The following is a 19620-nucleotide window of genomic DNA, read 5'->3' as shown; positions in this document are numbered from 1 at the left end:
TATCATAAATTATCGAATAATGACAAAAGAAAGAGTCTGTCTAAATTTCCCGAACAGACTCCATTTAATATGTGATATTTCCCAGAAAATATTCGAATCGGATATTATTATGGCACAATATGCCGGGTCCTTACTGCCCGTCTGACTGCAGCAAAGTCTGATAAGCTGCAAGAAACGCCAGCAGGTGCTCCTGAATTTTACCGGCTGATGCAGAATCACCTGCCTGCTGGTATGTGTCTATTTGCTTCGAAGCATCCAAAAGTTCTTCTCTTATAGAAATCAGGCTTTTATTTTTAATTTGATCGGCCGGCAGATCATTCACTGCCTTGCTATGATTTTTTATTTCCTCAGCCGCCTCAGGAGTTATAGAGCTGCCGAGAGAGGCACTGGCTGCACCTTCTGAAAGGCTTTGATAAAAAGCAGGAGCATTTTCAGCCAGTTTTTTCTCTTCGGCATTCAGCCCTTCAAGTGCTTTACCTTCAAAGGCAACTTCTTTTGCAAATACATCAATCCCTTTGCTTTTTAGATCCGCACCTATTTCCTTAGCCTGATCAAGGCTTCCGGATACCCCTAAAAAAAGAAAAGTCTGCTCACCTATATTTATTGATTGGCTATAGACTCCCTTTTGTGAGTTAGCTTCCTGGATTTGCTGTGCTGCTTCACTGTTTGAGAAAACCCCGCCTTGAACTACGTATGCTGTTAGTGTCTCTAAAGCTGCAGCTGCAGCGGGAGTCTGCTGATTTGATGCTGCCGGAGCTTCATTACTTGGAGGTGCCACAGTTTCGGCTGCCTGATCGGTAAATACAAGCTTCAGCATGATGAATCCGAAGCTGGTCCCGAGCAGTACAGCAAAAAAGACAGCCAGAATAATGGATGTTAAGAAACCTTGCTTATTTCTCCCCTGGAATTTTTTAGCCAGTTTGCTCAGCCCATTTTTAGATGGTGATTTAGGAGGAGCTGCTTTTTTATATTCCTTTATATCCGCATCTTCCGCTTCCTCAGGCAGAATCCAGTCGAAGCTGTCATCCGCCTCTTTACCGGCCGCTGTTTGTATGGTTGCGAAAAATTCAGTTTGTTCCTGCTTTTTCTGTCTATCCAGCTGTCTCGGATCCCATGCTTTCTCCTGCATTTCTTCCTTTTTCTCCTGAAACGGACGGTCCTTGCCATTAATCTTAATTGTGATCGTTTTTTCGCTTTTAGGCTTGTCCACATCTCATCCTCCTTCCGTACCGTTTCCTGAATTGTTTTCATCCTAACATAAGGAAAAAAAAAAATAACAAGACTTTTGTCGTCTTGTTACGGAAGGATTTCGTCAAATTTTTCATTTGGATTTTCGTTTGATTTTCTGTAATTAATTTAGGATCTAATTTATTTATAGGGAGTCCTTCATTGCCGTCAGAATAGCATAAACTTCGCTTTTCGCCTTTAAAACAAACAGCGGTTATGGATTTTCTCTAAAATATAACAAACAGAGAGATTTTATCATTTCCACATTTGATTTTATATAAAAAAATAAAAATCTCGAAATAAAATTACACTTTTTATACTCATTAATTTCTTGGCAATTCCGACTATTTATAAAGGACTGAGTGAAAGTACCATTTTATCAATTCATTGCCATAAAAGTAGGCAATTATTGTTCCCATACCAATAAAAGGACCGAATGGAATTGGTTTCCCCTTTTTCACAACTCCTATAAACATGCCTATACCACCTAGAAATGCTCCAAACAAAGTGGCTAGAAAAAACGAAAGCAAAACAAGCTTCACACCTAAAGCAATACCAATAACTGAGTATAGCTTTATATCTCCTCCACCCATGCCGCCTTTACTGATTACAGCTATAAATAAAAGCAGTAAAAAACCAAGTACCCCGCCTGCTAAACTGTCCCACCAAGGAGAAAGAGGAATAAAAATACGTTCTGCTGTTAGGGTCACACCAAAAACTAAGAGAACTTTATTTGGAATGATCATATATTTATAGTCAGATACAAATATAATGACCAAAAGAGAAACTAGTGTCCAGGCAACAATCAACTCGGAAGTCCACCCTAAAATTAATGGAGCAGCAGCAAACAAAGTACCTGTCGAAAGCTCCACAGCCGGATATAAGGCTGAAACTGACACCTTACAGCGCCTGCATTTTCCACCTAGAAATACATAAGAAAAAATTGGGACAAGCTCCAAACATGATAAAGTATGATTACAGTGTTTACAGTGTGACCTCGGCTTTACAATTGATTGATTTTCAGGAACTCTTAGGCCAACTACATTGTAGAAGGAACCTAGTATGGCACCGAATAAAAATAATATAATTAAGAGATTTAGCATAAATATTAACGCGTCGGCGCAGGCACAAGAAAGCTGATTTCCTCAGTGTCCTATTAGATATAGCGGTCCTCAAATATTGTTATATGCCCGCAGCTTGTTTCCTCCTCCAAAATTTGCAAAACAAAAAAATGATCAATTGAATATGAATATACTTGAACAGTATATGTGTAAGCTTTATGAACTTCAATGATGTATATCACTAAAGGTTTATTTTCGCACAAAAAAAATCCTTTTGACTAACAAAAGGATTTTTACTTCACATATTCCGCAACCTTATTCCTCCCTGCACGCTTAGCCCCAAGATATAAAGCTCGGTCAGCATGGCGTATAAGGGCCAGTGAATCATCAGCATCTTCAGGTGCAGCAGCTACCCCAATGGAGGCAGTTATATAAACTTTTGTGCTGCTGCTTCTTCCATCAATGTTCTGTTTGAGTATGAATGGACGGTTGGCAATGGTCTGCCTGATAAGCTCTGCCCAGCCTATCGCATCGGCTTTCCCGGTTTCAGGCATTAAGACAACAAATTCCTCGCCGCCATATCGTGCAGCAATTCCTGCCGTATCTATTAAATTTGTCAGCCGATCAGCCAGTTCACAGAGAATTTCATTTCCGCTTTGGTGCCCATAAGTATCGTTCACTTTTTTAAAATGATCGATGTCAAGTATGATGAGTGAGAGGAGTTTTCTTTCACCATTTTGCATTCTGCTGAATTCTTCATTTAATTTAGCTTCCATATATCTATAATTGAATAGTTTCGTTAACGCACAGCGCTCGCTTTGGGCTTTTGTTTCCTCATAATGCTTTGCATTCTCAATTGCTATCGCAAAATGCGAACATAAAATATCGACAATCATGAGCTGTGACTTTTCATATGCCCTCTTTTTTGCTGAAGAAAGCAGCAGAATCCCCAATACTTCATCACTTCGGACTATCGGAACACAAATAATGCTTTCGGCATCTGCAGGCAAGAATTCCTTAGCAATGCTTTTCCATTTCTTCCTCAAATGGAAAAGGGCAGATTTTCGGGTGCCCAAAACCAATCCGCTGATTCCCTCACTTTTTTTGGCAGGCTTAAGGTCATTCGGCTTTATTTGGCCACGCTCAATTCGGTAAATCGTGTGAAGTTCATTATTATCCTTAATATCCAGAATATAGGCATAGTCAACAGGCATCATTTCGCTAAATTTCAAAATAAAAAGCTCCATAACCTCATCCACATCAAGGCGCTCTGCCATTTGATGTCCTATATCTGCGGCTTTTTGAAGGTAATCAATAACCTTTTCACTTGAGTAATAAAGATGAAGAATGATTGAAAGACTTACAAATGGCACCCCTACAAACAGCAGTGCAAGAATTCCCACTTCAGCATATAATATGTAAAGGATAAGGCCGATCGGGAATGTTATCAGAGAGGTAATAGTTTCCCATATAAGGTCTTTTTCCAGAAAAGATATTTTCCTGCCATACAATGCAGCCTGAATTACGCTGATCCATACCTGATTTAGAGTAAAATGGATTACCGGGTATGTTGCAGCGACCCAGAAATATTGGGGATTGGCTATTAGATCTACGCCTATTTTGCCTCCCATTGCAAAGTAAGCGAGCCCGCTCAATAAAGATAATGCAAAGAACAAAAGTGAGTTAAGCGGCAGGCGAAACAGCTGATCCTTTTGTATTTTCAGCCTTAAAAGAAGTACCAGGATCCCCAATTGTACCATTATCATTTCAGCAAGGAGCCCAAAGGTTAAAAACACTGCCATCGTAACCCATTGAATTAAAAAGATTGGTGTATTATTGATTACCATCGGCATGGAAGAAACGAAAAACATCAATATGAAAAAGGCAAACAAACTGAGTCCCTGTCCTGAAAAATCGGGAGGGTAAAAATGATAGGTTAGCATGGAACCTGCAGGAAATATCAGTATCCATAATAACCATATTATTTTTTTGGCTGGTGAACTAACTATCTTTTCCCCCTCCTCCAATTTATTCAGGAAAATAGTCGGATAACACAAACATTTTATCAAATTTTCTAACTTTTGTCATATTTTCATTTATTTTTTTCCAAAAGATTCAAAAAAATAGGCTTCACTTCTGAGAGGAAGTAAAGTGATCCAGTAATAACCAGCACGCTGTTTTTTCCTGCTTCACGCAGTTCAGCCTCCAATAGCTCTTTCCAGTCCGTATGAAACTGTCTCCTGCTATTTTTACTGAGATTATATAAATCTTCAGCTGATGCTACTCTCGGAAACTCAAATTCGGTAAAGGTGATGCGATCTGCAGCAGAATCAAGCTTACTGATCATTTTATCAAGCTTTTTATCAGCAAGCGCAGCGAATACAATATTTTTGCTTTTATCTCCAAAACGGTTGTTCAGCTCAGCAGTTAAGGCAGTTATCCCTTCTTCATTATGCGCTCCATCTATTACCACCAGCGGGTCTTCAGATAGAATTTCAAATCGGCCGGGCCAGAAAGCTTTTTTCAATCCGGCTCTTATATGATTTACTTCTATAAGGAAAGAATAAAATTTATTTAAAAGCTCTGCTGCCATTACAGCAAGGGAAGCATTTTCAGTCTGATGTTTTCCGCTCATTCCTGTCTCAAGATCAGAGAAGTTCTGAAAGACTGTCTTAAGGGAGAAGAATTCTCCCAGGTCCAGGGATTTATGATCAGAAATAGCAAACTCATTCCCCAGCTGATAAACAGGGGACTTCATGCTTAAAGCTTTATCTTGAATAACAGCGAGCGCTTCTTCTTGTTTAACAGCTGTAATAACACTGATTCCAGGTTTAATTATTCCCGCTTTTTCAAAAGCGATTTCCCCGTATGTATTCCCAAGGATGGCTGTATGGTCGAGTCCGATGCTTGTAATGATTGATAATACAGGATAGATGATGTTAGTAGAGTCATACCTTCCGCCAAGTCCCACTTCAAACAAAACGAGATCCACTGGCTGTACATGGCCAAAATATTGGAAAGCCATAGCGGTAATGATTTCAAACTCGGTTGGACCGCCAAGTTCCGTCTGTTCCAATTCAATCGCCAGCGGATATATATCATTAGCAAGGCGAACAAGATCTTCATCCTTAATTGGTATTCCGTTAAGAGAAATCCGTTCATTAAATTTCTCAAAATATGGCGATGTAAAAGTTCCGACAGAATAACCTGCCTCTTGAAGAATGGATCTTAAAAACGTAACTGTTGAGCCTTTTCCATTCGTTCCGCCAATATGGACGGACTTAATTCTTCTCTCGGGATGGCCAAGTTTTTCCATCATCCATTCCATCCTTTGCAGACCCGGCTTCATCCCCAGTCTTAGCCTTGAATGAATCCATCCCAGTGCTTCCTCATAAGTAGCAAACATTTATATGCACCTCCGTTATACAGGAAGGAAGACGAATCCCTCATATGGACCCGCCTTCCTCAACTATTAATTATTCTCCTTTTAGCTCTTTAATGCGAGCTTCTACAGCTGCTCTCTTCTCGCTGTAGTCTTGTTCTTTTGCTTTCTCTTCTTCAATTACCTTTTCAGGCGCCTTTTTAATAAAGCCTTCATTTGAAAGTTTCTTCTGGACTCTTTCAACTTCTTTATTTAATTTATCCCACTCTTTCTGAAGGCGGGCAACTTCTTCTTCAATGTTAATCAGGCCTTTAAGCGGAAGAATAATTTCTGCCCCAGTCACAACTGCTGTCATCGCCTTATCAGGAGTCTCAACATTCTGAGCCAGCACTAGTTCTTCAGGATTACAGAATCGTTCAATATAGGCACGGTTATTTTCCAGTGTACCCAGAATTTCCTCATCCTTAGCTTTAACCATCATTTTAATTTTCTTGCTCATCGGCGTGTTCACTTCAGCACGGCTGTTGCGGACAGTGCGAATGATTTCTACAAGCAGCTTCATTTCATTTGCAGCCTGGTTATCTGTGTACTCATCGTTTACTGCCGGCCACTGGGCAACCGTAATGGATTCACCTGAATGAGGGAGGTTCTGCCAAATTTCTTCCGTGATAAATGGCATAAATGGATGCAGCAGACGCATTGTATTGTCCAGAACATATGCCAGGATGGAACGGGTTGTTTTCTTGGCAGCTTCATCTTCTCCATACAGCGGAAGCTTCGCCATTTCGATATACCAATCACAGAAGTCATCCCAGATGAAGTTATATAACACTCGGCCAACCTCGCCAAATTCGTAGCGGTCAGACAATCTTGTAACCGTCTCAATTGTTTCATTCAAACGGGTTAATATCCATTTGTCAGCAACAGACTTTTCACCGCTCAAATCAATTTCTTCGTATGTTAATCCATCCATGTTCATTAATGCAAAGCGGGATGCGTTCCAGATTTTATTGGCAAAGTTCCATGTTGCCTCAACCTTTTCCATACTGAAGCGCAGATCCTGTCCCGGTGAGCTTCCTGTAGAAAGGAAATAACGGAGTGAATCAGCTCCATACTGATCGATTACATCCATTGGATCAACGCCATTTCCAAGGGACTTACTCATCTTGCGTCCTTGAGAGTCACGAACAAGACCATGAATTAATACATCCTGGAATGGACGCTCTCCTGTAAATTCGAGACCCTGGAAGATCATTCGTGATACCCAGAAGAAAATGATGTCATAGCCAGTTACCAGAGCAGCAGTCGGATAGTATCTCTTGAAATCGCTTGAGTCAGTATCCGGCCAGCCCATTGTTGAAAATGGCCATAGGGCTGAACTGAACCAGGTATCCAAAACATCTTTGTCCTGCTCCCAGTTTTCAATATCTTCAGGTGCTTCGTGCCCTACGAAAACCTCACCTGTCTCTTTGTGGTACCAGGCCGGGATGCGGTGGCCCCACCAAAGCTGGCGTGAAATACACCAGTCACGAATATTTTCCATCCAGCGCAGATACGTTTTTTCAAATCGCTCTGGAACAAAGTTTACTTTTTCCTCTTTAGTTTGAAGAGCGATGGCTTCATTAGCAAGAGGCTGCATTTTTACAAACCATTGTGTTGAAAGGTAAGGTTCAACAACTGCGCCGCTGCGCTCTGAATGGCCCACAGAATGCATATGTTCTTCAATTTTGAAAAGAACTCCTTCTTCCTGAAGATCCTTCACAATTTGCTTGCGGCATTCAAAGCGGTCCATACCTTGGTATTTACCGGCTCTGCTGTTCATTGTGCCGTCTTCATTCATTACAAGAATTCTTTCAAGATTGTGGCGATTTCCTATTTCAAAATCATTTGGGTCATGAGCCGGCGTAATTTTTACTGCGCCTGACCCGAAATCCATTTCTACATAATCATCTGCAACAATCGGAATTTCTCGTCCTGTGATCGGCAGTTTAACCGTTTTGCCGATTAAATGCTTATAGCGGTCATCTTCCGGGTGTACTGCTACAGCTGTATCGCCAAGCATCGTTTCAGGGCGTGTAGTGGCAATTTCGATATGTCCTGAGCCATCTGTCAGAGGATATCTCATATGGTAGAAAGCACCTTGAACATCCTTATAAATAACTTCGATATCAGAAAGGGCCGTTTTCGTAGACGGATCCCAGTTGATGATGTACTCACCGCGATAAATCAAACCTTTATTATAAAGTGAAACGAAAACTTCTCTAACAGCTTTTGATAAGCCTTCATCAAGGGTGAAGCGTTCACGGCTGTAATCAAGCCCTAATCCAAGCTTTGACCATTGCTGGCGGATATGGCTGGCGTACTCCTCTTTCCATTTCCAAGTTTCTTCTACGAACTTCTCACGGCCTAAATCATAGCGGCTTTTGCCTTCATTGCGAAGCTTTTCTTCGACCTTTGCCTGAGTGGCAATACCCGCATGGTCCATGCCTGGAAGCCATAAAACATCGTATCCCTGCATACGCTTCATCCGGGTGAGGATATCCTGAAGGGTCGTATCCCATGCATGGCCAAGATGAAGCTTTCCTGTTACGTTCGGAGGCGGAATCACAATTGTATAGGGCTGCTTAGTTTCGTCGTCTTTTGCTTCAAAGAACTTCCCTTCCAGCCACCAATCATATCGTCCTTTTTCAATCCCCTGAGGATCATATTTCGTCGGCATTGATAATTCATTATTATCCATGTGTCATTCTTCCTTTCTAAAAACAATCCTAAAAAATAAAAAACTCCATTCGCCATAAAAGGACGAATGGAGTTTGTTTCGCGGTACCACCTTTTTTTCAATCACTAAAGAAAATCATGGAAAGACATTCTTATAGAGATTGACACTTAAACAGATAACGGATTTCCCGTCTTTTACTACTTGGCTGAAGCCTTTCGCAAAAGATGCTCTAGGGCGACCTTCCAACGGTTCTGCCTGGATAACCTTTCAGCTGCTGGTTTTCCTCTCTTAAAGGCAAATGGCCATTGTACTCTTCCCTGTCTTAGCATCGATATACAATTATATATATAAAATATACTACCGAAAAAAGACTGTTATAGTCAATAAGGATACCCGAGTTTTTTATATATTATTCATTATTTCCATCGAAGTGATGATGATATTGCCTGAAAAAACTTCTTAAGGGGAGTTTAACTATGCCGTTATACAGGAAAGAAACAAAAATAGGCACTTTACCGAAAAATGAATCATAGAATATACATATGAACATTTGGGAAAGGGGCATGCGACAATGAGAAGAAAATATAATCCTTACACACTGCCTCCCTGGTTAAGAACTTTCAGGAATGTGTGTGCACAGTTCATTATCCCGTTCTGTGTTTTTCAAGGCATAAGAACAATTTTGCTGCCTACCACCTTTGATGTACTGCTGCTATCGCTGTTCATTCTGATTGCTATTGCTTTCCATCTTCAATTGGTTTAGGAGCCCGCATCTTTTAGCTTTGGGCTCCTTCTTGCGCTTGAGCTTCGGCAGCTGCCTTAGCTTCTTGTTTTTGCCTCTCGATCTCATCAATTCTCATTACAGCATATTCAATATTTTTCAAAAGCCAATACTGCCTTTGCAAATGCTGGACAGCCTTTCTTTCTCCCCTTTTTCCTTCCCCTTTATAATATTGTTCAGCAGCCCTGATAATAGGACTCGGATGAGCAAAGTAGCTTTGAAACAGCAGCATCTCATCGTCTCTGAATGGAAAGTATTTCATATAAGTGTAAATCCACTCTACACATTCTTCGGATCTTTTTGGATAAGTTTTCAGTGTTCTTGATAAGAACGGCAATATATCATGGAGCGGCGACCCCTGTCTAGCATTTTCAAAATTCGTGAAGTACCCATATCCCCTTTCATCGTACAGAAAATGTTCGGTTGAAACTTTACCATGAATGATTACCGTTCGTGCTTTGTCACTTTCTTTTGTTTTTTCATACCAATCTTTAAATTTGTTTGTGGAGAATTTCAATGCCTGGCTGACGTCGTGATAATATAGGGAAAACATTAGTTCAAAAGGAGACATATACTCTTTTCTTTCGCAGGCTTCGATGAATCCCTCCAAAAATTCCTTTTCTTTCTCCCATTCCTGCAATGTTTTTTCATAATGTTCGGTTCGGTCATCCTTTTTTATAGGAACTTCCCGCGAGGACAATGTGTGCAGTCTTGCCAGTTCCCTCAGCATCTGCTGATGCCTCTCAAATCTGTCCTCCTTTTCTTCATTGGGCATCCAGGGCATTATATAAAATAATTCATTCTGATGGAGCACTGCATATCTTCCATCAACCGTCGGGTAAATAGGGACAATTCTGTTATAGCCTTTTTGAAAGAGAGTTTGTACATGCCTTATAAAATCCGCTCCATGCTGAGGCTTTATTTTCTTCAAAGCAAACACACCTTTGCTACTGTAAACCTTCTGAACTCTCCCAAACTCCTCTACAAAATGCGGCTCTAATGAATAATGATTTAAAATAGGGGAGACTTTCCGCAGCCGATTTTTTTCTTCCACCTTAACCACTCACTTTCCAGAATGAGAAAAAATGATGTTATTCTGAAATATATTGGCTATACAAAAATAGCTGAGCGGGTTATCAATACCTGCTCAGCCTTTTAATCATTTAATGGGCTACCGCTACAGGAATGTACAGCACTTGCCCTTCATAAATATCCTGATTGATTTCAAGGTGATTCACCCTTAATAGCTGCTGTGCTGGTATCTCATACCTTTCAGCAATGGCATCAATTGTGTCGCCGTTCTGCACAATGCAAACCTTGAGTTTAACATGTTCTTCTGTCTCTTCCTTACGGGCAAAGAACTCTGTTAACGACATGCTTTTCTTCTTGGAGAGTTTCTTCTTCTTAGCTTCCTGTTCTGAAGAGGATGATGATTCCTCTGTTTCCTCATGAGTAACTTGCGCAGCCGCCTGAACTGGTTTCTTTTCAAAAGAAGGACTATCTGATTCGGATGCTTCCGTCATTTGATAGATTTCCTGTGCGGTTGGCGGTGCTTCCTCCTCATTGCGCTGAGAAGAAAAAGATATTTCCGGTGCAGTTTTCGGCGTCTGTTCCTCTTCTGGCTGCTCTTGTTTTACTTCGAGCGCTGCCGGCACTGACGGTTTAATGACTTCCTGTTCTTCCACTTCAGGCTGCTTTCTTGCTTCCGCCTCAAATGGAATATAAACCTCATCTGTTTCTGAATGCTCTACCTGCGGCCCCTCTTCCCGTATATCTTCCTCGGCGCCAGCGGATACCTGTTCCTCCCTTTCTTCCTCTTCCTCCTGTTCTTCTTGCTGATAAGAAGGCCATTCCTGCTGAATTATTTCTTCTTCCTCTGTCTCCTCTGCCACTGCAGAAGATCTGTACAGAGGCTCTAATTCTTCCGTTTCCGTTTCAGCTTTAGTTTCAGCTTCAGCTTCATCCTCCCATTCTTGAACAGGAACATGCTGCTGATCACCATACAATCCGGTTATGGTTAAATTAGCTGTCAATTTCATACAGCTTCGTTCCGGCAGAACATAATCGAAGGACTCTACCGAAACGTCAATATCGTAGATGCTTTGGATTCTATTATTCGGAATAGTGATATCGACAGGAAAATAGTGTTTGAATTCACAAACTCCTTCTCCTCTTTCTTCAACTGTCTGAACGAATTTGGTGACTGCCAAATCCTCTTGTTCTTCCTTAGATGCTTCTTCTTCGCTGCGTCTATACTCACCTGCCAATTCAAGTGCTCCCTGGATTGTTACATATTGATCGCTTTCCTGAATTGTTATATTGGGGTCTAACGAGATGGAAATCAGGTCCGATACTTCCTGTCCTTTTTGAAACCATACTGATTCTTCTAAAGAAAATCGTAAGCACGATGGATTCCCCTGAGACAAAGCGACTCCTCCCTTCGAATCTTTACGTTTAATCACTATGTCATTAACAATCCTATGAGGGATTAGGATACTTTATGAATAGAAAAATAGCGCTCTGAGGGAATCTTAGACTAATTTAGAAAAAGAATCTTGGATAAGACTTTTTTTCGCGGCTGCGCATCCAAACGATGCACAAAGACTCTAATAACCATAATTACAAGGGCATAAAAAAACACCCATCAATCGATGAGTGTCAGGCCGTGCTTATTTTAATTTGGAAAATGCCTTTTCAGCTGCATGGATAGTCTTTTCGATATCTTCATCAGAGTGTGCAGTTGAGAGGAAGAGTCCTTCGAATTGCGATGGCGGCAGGAAGACTCCCTGGTTTGCCATTTCCCTGTAGTATTCTGCAAAGAACTCCAGATTGGATGTTTTGGCTTTTTCATAGTTAATAACGTCTTCATTTGTAAAGAAGATGCCGATCATGGAACCTGCACGGTTAATGGTGTGCGGGATATCATATTTATCAGCAGCAGCTTTAAGCCCTTCTTCCAGTCTGTCTGCTTTTCTTTCGAATTCTTTATAGGAATGTGGAGTCAGCTGGCTTAATGTCTCGAAACCGGCTGTCATGGCAAGAGGGTTTCCGGATAGTGTTCCTGCCTGGTAAATTGGACCGCTTGGTGCAATCTGCTTCATAATTTCCGTTTTCCCGCCATATGCACCGACTGGGAGGCCACCGCCTATAACTTTTCCGAGACATGTAATATCCGGTGTCACTCCAAAATAGCCCTGAGCACAATTATAGCCGACGCGGAAACCAGTCATTACTTCATCAAAAATAAGCAGGGAGCCGTTTTGTTCTGTAATTTCTCTTAAGCCTTCAAGGAAGCCTGGCTGAGGAGGAACGACTCCCATATTTCCAGCTACCGGTTCCACAATCACACCTGCGATATCGTCTCCGAATTGCTCAAAGGCATATCTTACGCTTTCAAGGTCATTGTAAGGAACCGTAATTGTATTTTTGGCAACTCCTTCGGGAACCCCTGGACTGTCAGGCAGCCCCAGAGTTGCTACACCAGAACCAGCTTTAATTAAAAGGGAATCACCGTGGCCATGATAGCAGCCTTCAAATTTCATGATTTTATCTCTGCCGGTATATCCTCGAGCAAGCCTCAAGGCACTCATGGTAGCTTCTGTTCCGGAAGAAACCATCCGCACCACTTCAATTGAAGGCACGCGTTCAATGACCAGTTTGGCAAGCTCGTTTTCGATTTCAGTAGGAGCTCCAAAACTTGTCCCCATTTCAGCTACTTTCTTAATAGCCTCGACCACACGTTCATTAGTATGGCCCAGGATTAATGGGCCCCAGGACAATACATAATCGATATATTCATTGCCATCGATATCGTAGATTTTAGAGCCTCGTCCGCGTTCCATAAAAATGGGATCCATATTAACTGATTTAAAGGCACGTACAGGAGAGTTTACTCCTCCAGGCATCAATTCGCTTGCCTCTTTAAAAGCCTTGATAGATTTTTCGTAAGAGCGCATGTCATCCCTCTTTTCGTTTAATGAGAAGTTTTCAATTACTAAGACATCAAGTATTATTAGTCCTGTTCCTTAATCCACCTTGCCGCATCTTTTGCATGGTAAGTAATAATTAAATCACTTCCTGCACGCTTCATGCCTGTGAGCATTTCCATGACTATCTTCTGTTCATCGATCCAGCCGTTTTGTGCAGCAGCTTTAACCATTGAATATTCACCGCTCACATTATAAATCACAATCGGCAGGTTGATGTTGTTTTTAACATCCCGAACAATGTCCAGATAAGGCATTCCCGGTTTAACAATCAGGAAGTCTGCCCCTTCCATTAAATCAGATTCTGCTTCGCGCATGGCTTCCATACGGTTGGAAGGATCCATCTGATATGCCTTTCGGTCGCCAAATTGCGGTGTGCTGTCAGCAGCATCACGGAATGGACCGTAAAATGCAGATGCGTATTTAACTGCATAAGACATAACCGGGATATCTTCAAATCCGGCTTCATCAAGACCTGCTCGGATGGCTGCTGTAAATCCATCCATCATATTTGATGGGGCAATTATGTCTGCTCCTGCTTTAGCCTGGCTGACAGCTGTCTGCACAAGCAGTTCAAGGGATGCATCATTCAGCACTTCTCCATTTTCAATCAATCCGCAATGGCCATGATCGGTATACTCACAGAGGCAAGTATCAGCAATGACGATGATTTCCGGATATTTAGCTTTAATAAATCTTGTAGCTTCCTGTACGATTCCATGATCATGATAAGCCTGCTGCCCGCATGCATCTTTCTCTTTAGGTATACCAAATAAGAGTACCGATTTTATTCCGAGTGAAACGACCTCATTCATTTCCTCTTCCAGGTGATCCAGCGATAAATTGAAGATTCCCGGCATTGAAGGGATTTCTCTTTTAATGCCGTCTCCTTCTGCCACGAAAATCGGATAAATTAAATCCTCAGTACGCAAGAAGTTCTCACGGATTAGAGCTCTCATATTCGGACTTTTGCGAAGGCGTCTATGTCTATTAAATTGAAGATTCATTATTTTCCCCTCCTAATTTCTTCCAAGTAGCTGATAATGCTCATAAGCATGCTATGTACTGTATATTCTTCAGGAACCGCATGAACCTGCAGGCCACATGCCTTTGCGCGTTCTTTAGTCACAGGCCCGATGCAGCCCACCACACTGTCTTTAACAGCATTCTGATATCCAAGCTCCTTTAAAGCCCCTATAAAATGATCCACTGTGGAAGGACTGGTAAAAGCAAGGACATCTAACCCTTTTCCTGAAAGCTGTTTTCTTAACAGACCGATGCTTTCACGTGGAAAAGTTGTCTGATAAACAATGATTTCATCAACTTCAGCACCATTTTCAGAAAGGGAGGCGGCGATATAGTCACGTGCCAGGTTCCCTTTGGGGATTAATACTTTCATCCCTTTTTCTACAAATGGCAAAAAATCCCCAACAAACCCTTCGGCAACATATTCCCTGGGCATAAAATGCACCTTTAATCCCTTATCCGTAAGGAATTTCTTAGTCTTCTCTCCGATAACCGCTATGTTAGGGAAAGGCCCGCACAGACTCAAATTTTCAAAAAAAGCTTCCACAGCTGTTTTGCTTGTGAATATCACCCAATCATACGTATGAATCCGCTTATGGGCTTGAATTAAAGCTTCCTTATCCTGCAAAGGCTCAAAAGCAATCAAGGGGATCTCAACTGGTATCCCCCCAAAGCTTTGGATGAGGGCCGAAAAGGAGTGGGCATGTTTTTTCCCTCTTGGCACTAAAACAGTCATGCCTTCTAAAGGGGAAGTCTGTTTCATTGCCCGTCAAGCTCCTCTTTTACCCTATCAATGAGCTCTTTGGCTCCTTGTGCAGTTAGCCTTTCAGCCATCTGAACTCCAAGCTCTTCCGGATCTGAACCTGTTAGGATCTCCTTATAAATCACTTTACCATCAGGGGAACCTACAAGTCCGGTTAACTCCATTTCACCCGTTTCATTGATTGTGGCAAACCCTGCAATTGGAACCTGGCAGCCGCCTTCCATTTTATGAAGGAACGCACGCTCTGCCCGTACAGTCTGGTTCGTCTCCGAGCATGTGAATTTATCCAGCAATGCCCGAAGCTCCTTATCACTTTCACGGCACTCAATGGATAATGCCCCCTGGCCAACAGCCGGCACGCATACTTCCGGCTCCAGGAATTCTGTAACAACATCAGCCGCCCAGCCCATTCTGGAAAGTCCTGCTGCTGCAAGAATAATCGCATCATATTCTTCCGTTTCAAGTTTAGATAATCTGGTATCAATATTGCCTCTGATCCACTTAATCTCAAGATCCGGACGCTGTGCCAGCAATTGTGCCCCTCTGCGCAGGCTGCTAGTTCCTACAATAGATCCTTCCTTTAAATCATTCAGTTTTATATGCCCTTTTGAGATAAGGGCATCCCTATGGTCTTCCCTTTCAGGAATGCTGCCAATTATCAGTCCTGCCGGAAGAACAGCGGGCATATCCTTCATGCTATGTACAGCCATATCTATTTCTTCGTCAAGCATGGCCTGCTCTATTTCCTTTACGAACAACCCTTTTCCTCCGACCTTTGAAAGGGTAACATCAAGAATTTTATCACCCTTAGTGACAATTTCCTTCACCTCAAACTCAAAGGATGGATCAATGCTTTTCAATTGGCTGATCACCCAATTTGTCTGAGTTAGTGCCAGCTTGCTTCGTCTTGAACCTACGATAATTTTTCTCATGACAGCCTCCTGCAAATATGTCTATCTATGGCTCCTGCTGAACAGTCGCCTCCGCTTTTCTTTGTTTATGTCCAGCTGCGGCTCCTAGCCCCTCGAGGTCATAAGCTGTTCTGCTCTGCGGCAAACTGCGCCGCGGCCGCAGACCATCTTATGCTTGTCGGGGCTGAACAGTCGCCTCCGCTTTTCTTTACTATGTCCAGCTGCGGCTCCTAGCCCCTCGAGGTCATAAGCTGTTCTGCTCTGCGGCAAACTGCGCCGCGGCCGCAGACCATCTTATGCTTGTCGGGGCTGAACAGTCGCCTCCGCTTTTCTTTACTATGTCCAGCTGCGGCTCCTAGCCCCTTGAGGTCATAAGCTGTTCTGCTCTGCGGCAAACTGCGCCGCGGCCGCAGACCATCTTATGCTTGTCGGGGCTGAACAGTCGCCTCCGCTTTTCTTTACTATGTCCAGCTGCGGCTCCTAGCCCCTCGAGGTCATAAGCTGTTCTGCTCTGCGGCAAACTGCGCCGCGGCCGCAGACCATCTTATGCTTGTCGGGGCTGAACAGTCGCCTCCGCTTTTCTTTACTATGTCCAGCTGCGGCTCCTAGCCCCTTGAGGTCATAAGCTGTTCTGCTCTGCGGCAAACTGCGCCGCGGCCGCAGCCCATCTTATGCTTGTCGGGGCTGAACAGTCGCCTCCGCTTTTCTTTACTATGTCCAGCTGCGGCTCCTAGCCCCTTGAGGTCATAAGCTGTTCTGCTCTGCGGCAAACTGCGCCGCGGCCGCAGCCCATCTTATGCTTGTCGGGGCTGAACAGTCGCCTCCGCTTTTCTATGAATACCAAAAATGGAAAGATGAAAGTTTGCCAAACAAAAAGAAGTTAATTAATACAATTAAAAATGATGCCAAATTCCAGAGCGCTAAAGATTTTCCATATAGGCCCTTTCCAACTTTCATATAGAGATAAATACTATATAAAGCAAGGACAATAAATGAACCGATCACCTTAGAGTCATACCAGACCATATGCGGCAACTTAATGTATGCCCACTGGATGCCTAAAATTAAACTTATCATCAGCATAGGTACACCGATTACATTTAATACATAGGACATATGTTCAAGCTTTGACAAGTCCGTTATCCGCAGCAATCTCGTTCCCCATTTTTTCCTTTTCAGCAAATCATATTGAATCAGATAAAGCAGGGAAAAAACGAAGGAAAGCGAGAAGGCTCCATATGAAAGGATTGCAACTGTTATATGAATCAGCAGAAGTTCTGAGATGAGCTGCTGTGCTTTGACAGCCGAATCAATCTGCACAGGTGCGAATGTATGGATCGCCATTATGATAAAACCAAGAACATTTGTAAAAAAGACGATAAAATCGACTCTGAGCAGCCTGTTAATTCCCAAAGAAAGAGTGATAAGCACCCAGGCATAAAAGTATAGGCCCTCAAAAATGGTCAATACAGGGAACCTTCCTGTATTAATCATATAAAGTATCAGGAACACCGTTTGAAGCACCCATACAAATGCAAGTAACCAGAAGGCAATCCTATTCGCCTTCCGGTTATGATGAAGAAAATCAATAAAATATAATAGGACACATAGGGCATACAGAACCACCGTTAATTCGTGCAGCCGTGTCATATACATGTCAGACATGGACAGGACCCCTTTTACGATTGAAAGGAAGTCTGCGGTGATTGAGCGAATGCGTGCTTTGGTTTGGCTGCTGCGTGCACGTTTTGCTGATCTGAAACAAGTTCTTCTATATTAAAGATTTTTACAAATAAGTCTAATGCCTGTTCGGAATCTTTCTGTCCAGCCATTTCTTTAGCTTGTAAAATAGGATCTTTTAATAGCTGATTGATAATGCTCTTTGTATGCTTGTTCAGCACTTTTTTATCACGATCACTCAAATGCGGCAGCTTTCTTTCAATGCTTGTCATGGTTTCACTCTGTATAGCCAGTGCTTTCTCACGCAAGGCGGAAATTACCGGAACAACACCAAGCAGGTTCAGCCATTGCTTAAATTCAACAATGTCCCCTTCAATCATTAGCTGAATTTTCTCGGCTGCCTTTTTACGCTCCTGAAGGTTTGCTTCAACAATGCCTTCAAGATCATCAATATCATATAGGAAAACGCTGTCCAGGTCAGCCAGTTTCGGATCCAGGTCTCTTGGGACAGCAATATCCACCATAAATAGAGGCTTGCCTTTGCGCATTTTTTCTGCGTAAGCCATCATATCCTTCGTGACAACAAACTCTTTGGCCCCAGTAGAACTGATTAAAATATCAGCTTCAACAAGGGCACATTGAAGCTCATGCAATGTTTTTGCCTGGCCCGCATAGCGGCTTGCGAGATCCTGCGCTTTTTCGAATGTACGGTTAATAACTGTTACTTTACTGGCTCCGTTGGCATGAAGGTTTTGGATTGCCAGCTCACCCATTTTACCCGCTCCTAAAATAAGAACATGTTTCTTTTCGAGAGAGCCAAAAATCTTCTTTGCCAGTTCCACTGCTGCATAGCTGACAGAAACTGCATTTGCCCCTATTTCCGTTTCAGAGTGTGCCCGCTTAGCAAGCGTAACTGCCTGCTTAAACAAGTGGTTGAAAACTGTTCCGGTTGTACTTTCTGATTGAGCCTCCAGAAAACTTGTCCTTACCTGTCCTAAAATCTGTGTCTCGCCAAGGATCATGGAGTTAAGGCCGCATGCTACCTTGAATAGATGCTCAATGGCCCCATCCTCTTCATAAATAAATAGGAATGGAGAAAATTCACTCTGATCCATATTGAAATGTTCTGCCAAAAATTCCTTTATATAATAGCGGCCAGTATGAAGCTGGTCCACAACTGCATAAATTTCGGTCCGATTGCATGTAGACAGAATGACATTCTCTAAAATGCTTTTTTTGTCATTTAATGTCTTCATTGCCTCGCCCAATTGTGAAGGATTAAAGGTTAGACGTTCACGGATTTCAACAGGGGCAGTTTTATAGTTTAGACCGACGACCAAGATATGCATTGAAATTGACACCCCCAGAATTATTACCCAGTTCATTAATATTAATTATATCATTTCTATTATTTCAATTAATGCTTAAATGTGAACAGATATTGAACACATATGGTACTATATTTTTAAAAGGAGGCCAGTCTTAGGTTATCCTAAATAGACAAATACTCCCTTATGTACAGTAACAAAAAAACTTGCCGGATTCAAGTGATCCTTATTGGAAGTGGTGTTTTTCATGAAAAATCAGCGTATTTTCCCAGGAATTATTTTACTCGGATTTGGAGCCTACTTTTTCCTGCAGCAGAGCGGATTTACTGCCTTACAGCCTTTTTATTCCTGGCCGACTCTTCTCATTATCGTCGGAGCAGCCTTTTTAATTCAGGGATATGGCGCAAGAGATTATGATTCCATATTGCCAGGTGTCATTTTAACCGGATTTGGCCTGCACTTTCATGTGGTGAAACGCCTGGAAATTTGGCCCGATCATATCGGAACATTCATTCTGATAATCGCACTCGGCTTCCTCCTTCGGCATCAGAAGACAGGGGCAGGATTGTTCCAGGGCATCTTATTTTTAATTCTTGCCGCATTGCTTCTTTTTTATGACAGGGTTGCAGAGTGGATGGGACTCCTGGAAAATGGTGTTTCTGATGTTTGGCAGCTATGGCCGATTCTTTTAATGATAATTGGATTATATTTTTTATTAGTGAAGAAAAAGTAAAAGCGTAAGCGCTTGTTCCTGTG

Annotated in this window: 15 protein-coding genes and 1 other annotated feature; of the genes, 2 read left to right on the top strand and 13 right to left on the bottom strand. The window is 42.3% G+C overall.

Going from position 1 to position 19620, the window contains the following annotated elements; translation table 11 throughout:
* Nucleotides 1–130 precede the first annotated feature (130 nt).
* From QUF73_23020 to QUF73_23000, 5 genes are all read right to left on the bottom strand, one after another.
* Complete coding sequence (locus tag QUF73_23020) at nt 131–1210, bottom strand: hypothetical protein (protein MDM5228981.1); 1080 nt, start codon at nt 1208–1210, stop codon at nt 131–133.
* 361 nt (nt 1211–1571) lie between these two features.
* Nucleotides 1572–2330, bottom strand: coding sequence for a prepilin peptidase (locus QUF73_23015; GenBank protein MDM5228980.1), 759 nt, complete (start codon nt 2328–2330; stop codon nt 1572–1574).
* 251 nt (nt 2331–2581) lie between these two features.
* The gene (locus QUF73_23010) at nt 2582–4231 is read right to left on the bottom strand and encodes a sensor domain-containing diguanylate cyclase (GenBank protein ID MDM5228979.1); all 1650 of its coding nucleotides are present in this window, start codon (nt 4229–4231) and stop codon (nt 2582–2584) included.
* Nucleotides 4232–4380: 149 nt separating this feature from the next.
* Nucleotides 4381–5694, bottom strand: coding sequence for a folylpolyglutamate synthase/dihydrofolate synthase family protein (locus QUF73_23005; protein ID MDM5228978.1), 1314 nt, complete (start codon nt 5692–5694; stop codon nt 4381–4383).
* A 70-nt stretch (nt 5695–5764) separates the two neighbouring features.
* Nucleotides 5765–8410 (bottom strand): valine--tRNA ligase, encoded by a 2646-nt coding sequence (locus QUF73_23000; GenBank protein MDM5228977.1) that lies wholly within the window; start codon nt 8408–8410, stop codon nt 5765–5767.
* 55 nt (nt 8411–8465) lie between these two features.
* Nucleotides 8466–8722 (bottom strand) — a binding site (T-box leader).
* 238 nt (nt 8723–8960) lie between these two features.
* Here QUF73_23000 and QUF73_22995 point away from each other — a divergent pair.
* Complete coding sequence (locus QUF73_22995; GenBank protein ID MDM5228976.1) at nt 8961–9152, top strand: hypothetical protein; 192 nt, start codon at nt 8961–8963, stop codon at nt 9150–9152.
* Nucleotides 9153–9165: 13 nt separating this feature from the next.
* Here the strand turns inward: QUF73_22995 and ysxE are convergent, their stop codons facing one another.
* The 8 genes from ysxE to hemA all read right to left on the bottom strand — a co-directional run bounded on the left by ysxE (nt 9166) and on the right by hemA (nt 18885).
* Entirely contained in the window at nt 9166–10224 is a 1059-nt protein-coding gene (gene ysxE / locus QUF73_22990) for a spore coat protein YsxE (protein MDM5228975.1), read from the bottom strand.
* 109 nt (nt 10225–10333) lie between these two features.
* Nucleotides 10334–11596, bottom strand: a complete 1263-nt coding sequence (spoVID, locus tag QUF73_22985) for a stage VI sporulation protein D (GenBank protein ID MDM5228974.1) — start codon at nt 11594–11596, stop codon at nt 10334–10336.
* A 243-nt stretch (nt 11597–11839) separates the two neighbouring features.
* Nucleotides 11840–13126, bottom strand: a complete 1287-nt coding sequence (gene hemL, locus QUF73_22980; GenBank protein MDM5228973.1) for a glutamate-1-semialdehyde 2,1-aminomutase — start codon at nt 13124–13126, stop codon at nt 11840–11842.
* Nucleotides 13127–13182: 56 nt separating this feature from the next.
* Nucleotides 13183–14163: a porphobilinogen synthase gene (gene hemB, locus QUF73_22975; protein ID MDM5228972.1), complete on the bottom strand. Its 981-nt coding sequence runs from the start codon at nt 14161–14163 to the stop codon at nt 13183–13185.
* Nucleotides 14163–14945: a uroporphyrinogen-III synthase gene (locus QUF73_22970; GenBank protein MDM5228971.1), complete on the bottom strand. Its 783-nt coding sequence runs from the start codon at nt 14943–14945 to the stop codon at nt 14163–14165. The genes hemB and QUF73_22970 overlap by 1 nt, the downstream gene beginning before the upstream one ends.
* Nucleotides 14942–15877 carry a hydroxymethylbilane synthase gene (gene hemC / locus QUF73_22965; GenBank protein ID MDM5228970.1) on the bottom strand — a complete coding sequence of 312 codons (936 nt, stop codon included), beginning with the start codon at nt 15875–15877 and terminating at the stop codon, nt 14942–14944. Before hemC ends, QUF73_22970 begins: the two co-directional genes overlap by 4 nt.
* A gap of 810 nt (nt 15878–16687) precedes the next feature.
* The gene (gene ccsA / locus QUF73_22960; protein MDM5228969.1) at nt 16688–17521 is read right to left on the bottom strand and encodes a cytochrome c biogenesis protein CcsA; all 834 of its coding nucleotides are present in this window, start codon (nt 17519–17521) and stop codon (nt 16688–16690) included.
* Between the two features lie 14 nt (nt 17522–17535).
* On the bottom strand, nt 17536–18885 hold the full coding sequence (gene hemA, locus QUF73_22955; protein ID MDM5228968.1) for a glutamyl-tRNA reductase: 1350 nt from the start codon (nt 18883–18885) through the stop codon (nt 17536–17538).
* A gap of 226 nt (nt 18886–19111) precedes the next feature.
* Between hemA and QUF73_22950 the strand changes: the two genes are divergently transcribed.
* Nucleotides 19112–19597, top strand: a complete 486-nt coding sequence (locus QUF73_22950) for a DUF5668 domain-containing protein (GenBank protein ID MDM5228967.1) — start codon at nt 19112–19114, stop codon at nt 19595–19597.
* Nucleotides 19598–19620 lie beyond the last annotated feature (23 nt).

Origin of the sequence: Cytobacillus sp. NJ13, assembly GCA_030348385.1 — a bacterium.
GTDB lineage: Bacteria > Bacillota > Bacilli > Bacillales > Cytobacillaceae > Cytobacillus.
This window is presented reverse-complemented; position numbering and strand designations above follow the sequence as displayed.